Annotated in this window: 3 protein-coding genes; 2 read left to right on the top strand and 1 reads right to left on the bottom strand. The window is 69.2% G+C overall.

Features of this window, described 5'->3' with window-relative positions; translation table 11 throughout:
* Positions 1 to 1407, top strand: a 1407-nt coding sequence (locus IRZ30_RS15940; RefSeq protein WP_294086559.1) for a diguanylate cyclase, incomplete at its 5' end; no start/stop codon positions are given.
* A 12-nt stretch (positions 1408 to 1419) separates the two neighbouring features.
* On the opposite strand, the gene IRZ30_RS15935 is transcribed toward IRZ30_RS15940, so the two are convergent.
* Complete coding sequence (locus IRZ30_RS15935; protein WP_294086558.1) at positions 1420 to 2529, bottom strand: Xaa-Pro peptidase family protein; 1110 nt, start codon at positions 2527 to 2529, stop codon at positions 1420 to 1422.
* Positions 2530 to 2913: 384 nt separating this feature from the next.
* Between IRZ30_RS15935 and IRZ30_RS15930 the strand changes: the two genes are divergently transcribed.
* On the top strand, positions 2914 to 4441 hold a 1528-nt coding region (locus IRZ30_RS15930), incomplete at its 3' end, for an MFS transporter (RefSeq protein WP_294086557.1).

The following is a 4441-nucleotide window of genomic DNA, read 5'->3' as shown; positions in this document are numbered from 1 at the left end:
CTGGCGGCGGCGCTGGCGGCGGCGCTGGCGACCATGCGGCTGCGCCGTAAGCTGGCGATCACTGAGCAACTCTACCGCGAACTGGTCGAGGGGATGCCGATCGGGGTGCTCCTCTGCGATACGGAGGGGACCATCCACCTGGTCAACGCGGCAATGAGCAACCTGACCGGTCGTCCCGCCGAGTCGCTGGTGGGCACACCGCTCGCGAGCCTCTTCGTCAAGCCCGCGGCGATTCCATGGGAGGAGTGGCGTGCCTCCTCCGAGGCCCCGTCGGACGAGGTCGTGCTCTTTTTCTACGGGCCTGGTGGGCGACGCCTGACGACGGCGTGCCGCGCCCGCAGGCTGTCGTTGCCGGGCGAGGCCGGTACGGCTCCCACTACCTACGTGCAGGTGACGGTCGAGGATATCACCGTCCCCCACCGGCGCCTGCATGAACTGCAACTGCTCCATGACCTGAGCCAGCTCATCGCGCGCGGCGGCGATGCTGACGTTGCCTTCCAGTTGGTCGCCGAGCGCCTCACGGGCAGCCTCGGCTATCGCCGCGTGGTGCTGGCGACGCTGACGCCCGACGGCGAGCACCTGGAAAATCGCTCCAAGGCGGGGCCGCCCCCCGACCTGACGGTGCGCTGGCCGATCGACCGCGGTATCACCGGCCGTGCCCTGCGCGAGAACCGCTCACTCCTGGTCCACGACGTTCGCAGCGACCCGGACTACATTGAGATCGATCCCGCCATCCGCAGCGAGCTGGTGGCCGTGATCCGGTCGGCCGGTCGGCCGGTGGGCGTCTTGAACATCGAGACCGACACCTCCCACCCACTCGACGATGAGGACATGGCGCTCGCCGAGGGGATTGCGGTGCATCTCGGGCTGCTGTTGGACCAGATGGAGTTCACCCAGCGGCTGGAGTTGCAGGCGCGCACCGATCCGGCGACCGGGATCGCCAACCGCCGTGTACTGCTCGAGCACCTCCAGAGCCTCGCCGGGAATCCGCGGGTGTCGACCGCGGCCCTCTTCCTGATCGACATGGACAAGTTTAAGGAGGTCAACGACCAGTACGGCCATCTGGTCGGCGATGCCGTGCTGGAGCAGGTCGTCCGGCGGCTGGCGGGGAACCTGCGGCCGGACGACCTGCTGGCCCGCTACGCGGGCGATGAGCTTGCGGTCGTGCTGCGGAACGTCGACCTGCGCGCCGCGGTGGAGGTCGCGGACCGGCTACGGCGCACGGTCGCCGATCTGCCCTTCGAGCACGGCGATGCGCTCCTGCCGTTGACCATCTCGGTCGGTGTCGCCATGTTCCCGCACCAGGGCACGACGCCGGACGAGTTGCTGGCCGCGGCCGATCAGGCCATGTACGGAGCGAAGCTCCGCGGCGGGAACGCCGTCCACAGCGACCTCACGTCCACGTAGCGGCCAGGGCTGCTACGGCAGCGAGACGAGTTCGCGCGACACCGTGTTCAGGCGCTCGGCGCCGTCTTCCGTGACGAGCACGGCATCCTCGATCCGGACACCCCACTTCCCCGGAATGTAGATCCCCGGCTCGTCGGAGGTGACCATGCCCGCCTCCAGCGGCTGGGTGTTGCCCTCGACCAGGTACGGCGGCTCGTGGATCTCGAGCCCCAGGCCGTGGCCGACGCGGTGGATGAAGTACTCGCCGTAGCCCGCGTCGGTGATGACCTTGCGGGCGGCCCGGTCCACGTCCTGGCAGGCGACACCCGGGCGGATGGTTTCGAAGGCCGCCTGCTGCGCCTGCTTCACGATCTCGTAGATCTTCACAAAATCCGGGTGCGGCTCTCCCGCCACCGGCGTGCGAGTGATGTCGGAGTAGTAGCCCTCATATTCGCCACCGAAGTCGATCACCACCGGGTCTCCCGGCTGGATGACGCGGTCGGAGGTTTCATGGTGCGGCGAGGCGGCATTGGGGCCGGATGCGACCGCGCAGAACGCCAGGGTCGGGAAACCCTGCTTCGCCATCAGCGCTTGCAGGTCCGCCGCGACCTCGCGTTCGGTCCGGCCGGTCAGGCGGACGGTCGCGCAGAACTCTTCCCAGGCGGCGTCGGTGCGGCGCGCCGCCTCGCGCAGCAGCGCGATCTCCGCCGGGTCCTTTACCACCCGCATCCGGCTCATGATCTTGGCCGCACTCTGGAACGAGGCAGAGGGCAGCAGCTCTTCGAGCTGGAGCAGGAACACGCTCCAAAACTGATCGTTGACGGCGACCGCGCGCACGCCGGCCTCGCGTCCCATCGCTGCGATGCGCTCGGTGGGTCGCTCGGTTTCGTCCCAGATGGCCATGGCGAACTGGTCGGAGAGATGCGCCAGCAGCGGCGCTTCCAGCCGCGGCACGGCGATGGTCGCCTCGCCCTCGCGCGGGATGATGAGCGCGGTCAGGCGTTCGCTCAGCCGCGGCGCGTGGCCGGTAAAGTAGCGGAAGTCGGACGACGGGCCGATGATCAGCAGGTCCACCCCGGCCTGCTCCATGACCTCCCGTACGCGGCTCAGCCGCTGCTCGGTCACCTGTGCGTCTTGGGTCATCGGTGCTCCTCGCTCCCCACCCGTGTCTTACAGAATCCGCCCCGGAATCGGTCCGGGGTTGCCAACCAGGTCACTATACCCGAATCTGCGCGCAATAGACGGCCGGATGTGTGCTCGGATCGGCATCCATTCCCATCACGCTGTCTCGCGCTGTAGACGGCCGCTGTACAATAGGCAGATCGGGAGCCGGGGGGCCGCGGTCGGTGTGCCCGCCAGGCCGCCCTTACTCCCGGGCAACAGTGGAGCGGAACGCTCAGGATCGCCTCGCGGCATGTTCCTCTCTCGTTTCGTCGATACCGGCGCGCCATTCGGCGCGCCGTCCGCCCGCCAGGCGGTTCCCTGGCGTTCGATTTCTGCGCACGGAACCGGATCATAGGAGACGGAGTGCGACACAACGATCCCCCTCGCACGATGGAGGTCGTGGCCCAGCCGCAGGCCGACCTCACCGGAGACGGGCGGACGCACGAGCGATGGGTCGTCGCTATCGTCGGCCTGGCGAGCTTCATGACGGTGACCAGCGGCACCATGGTCAACGTCGCGCTGCCGCCGATCGGCGCCCACTTCGGCGTCGATGCCGGCGCGCTTGGCTGGCTGGTGTCGATCTACCTGCTCACCTTCGGTGTCGCGATGCCGTTCCACGGCCGCCTGGGTGACCGCTTCGGTGAGCGTCGCATCTACCTGGCTGGCATGGTGCTCTTCGTCATCGGCGCCGCGCTCGCGGGGCTGGCCGTGGCGTTCCCCATGCTCGTGGTCGCCCGTTGTATCCAGGGCCTGGGCGCGGGAGCCATCACCAGTCTCGGCATGGCCATGGTCGCCCGCACCGTGCCGCCCGAGCGGCGCGGGCGGACGATGGGCATCGTCGCGACGGCCGTCAGCGCCGGAGCGGCAATTGGTCCGACGCTGGGCGGGATCATTACCCAGCTCATCGCCTGGCGCATGGTGTTCCTCTTCGCGGCGCTGCTGACGGTGGTGATCCCCCTTGCCGCACGCTACCTGCCACCTTCGTACCTCCACCAGCAGGTGCGGATCGATTGGCTCGGCGGCATCGCCGTGGGTGCGGCCGTCTCGGGAGCGCTGCTGGCGGTCACGAATCTCCAGCGGCAAGGCGGCCTGTCCGGGGCGGTGATCGCCGCCGCGATCGTCGGGCTCATCGGGACGGTGCTCACGATCCATCGGCAGCAGACCGTCGCGTTCCCGTTCATCGACCGGGCGCTGCTGGCGAACCGGCGCTATCTACTGCTCACGGTCGTCGGGTTCCTCACGATGAGCGGCGGCATGGGCGTCATCGTGGTCGCGCCGTTCCTTTACACGAATGTCAACGGCCTACCGTCCGGCCAGGTGGGCCTGGCGTTGCTGCCGCAGGCGTTGGTGGTGGTGTCCCTGGCGGGCACTGCCGGTCGCCTGGCGGACCGCTGGAATCCGTTCGTGCTGATCGTCCCCGGGTTGCTGATCTCCTGCGTGACCGTGCTGTTCCTGAGCGCGGTCGCCATCGGCTGGCCGGCTCCGGCGTTCTCCGCCGTCACCATGTTCCTCGGCCTCGGGCAGGCGCTGGTCAACGCGCCGCTGATGACCGTCCTGACGCGGACGATCCCGGCGCGGATCTACGGTGTGGGGCTGGGTATCTTCAACATGCTCTTCTTCGTCGGCACCAGCCTCGGGGCAGCGGTCGCGACCGCGCTGCTTGAGTCGCGTGCGGGTGCGCGGCGGGCGCTCCTGCCGTTCTACGTGGGGGCGGAGGAGTTCTCCGAGTACAGCGACGCCCTGCTGGTCGGCACGGTGGCTTTCGCCCTGGCGGCTGTCGCGGCCTTCGCGGCCAGCCGTGCGCGCGTCCCCCGCGTCGAATTGTCCGTAGGCAGCCCCGAGCCGCGGCCCGCGGCCGAACCCCCGCCGCGGCGGCGGGTGCCCAAGGGGG

Origin of the sequence: Sphaerobacter sp. (assembly GCF_019683595.1) — a bacterium.
Taxonomy (GTDB): Bacteria; Chloroflexota; Chloroflexia; order Thermomicrobiales; family Thermomicrobiaceae; genus Sphaerobacter.
The sequence above is the reverse complement of the archived record's forward strand: the minus strand, read 5'-3'. Positions and strand labels throughout refer to the sequence as shown.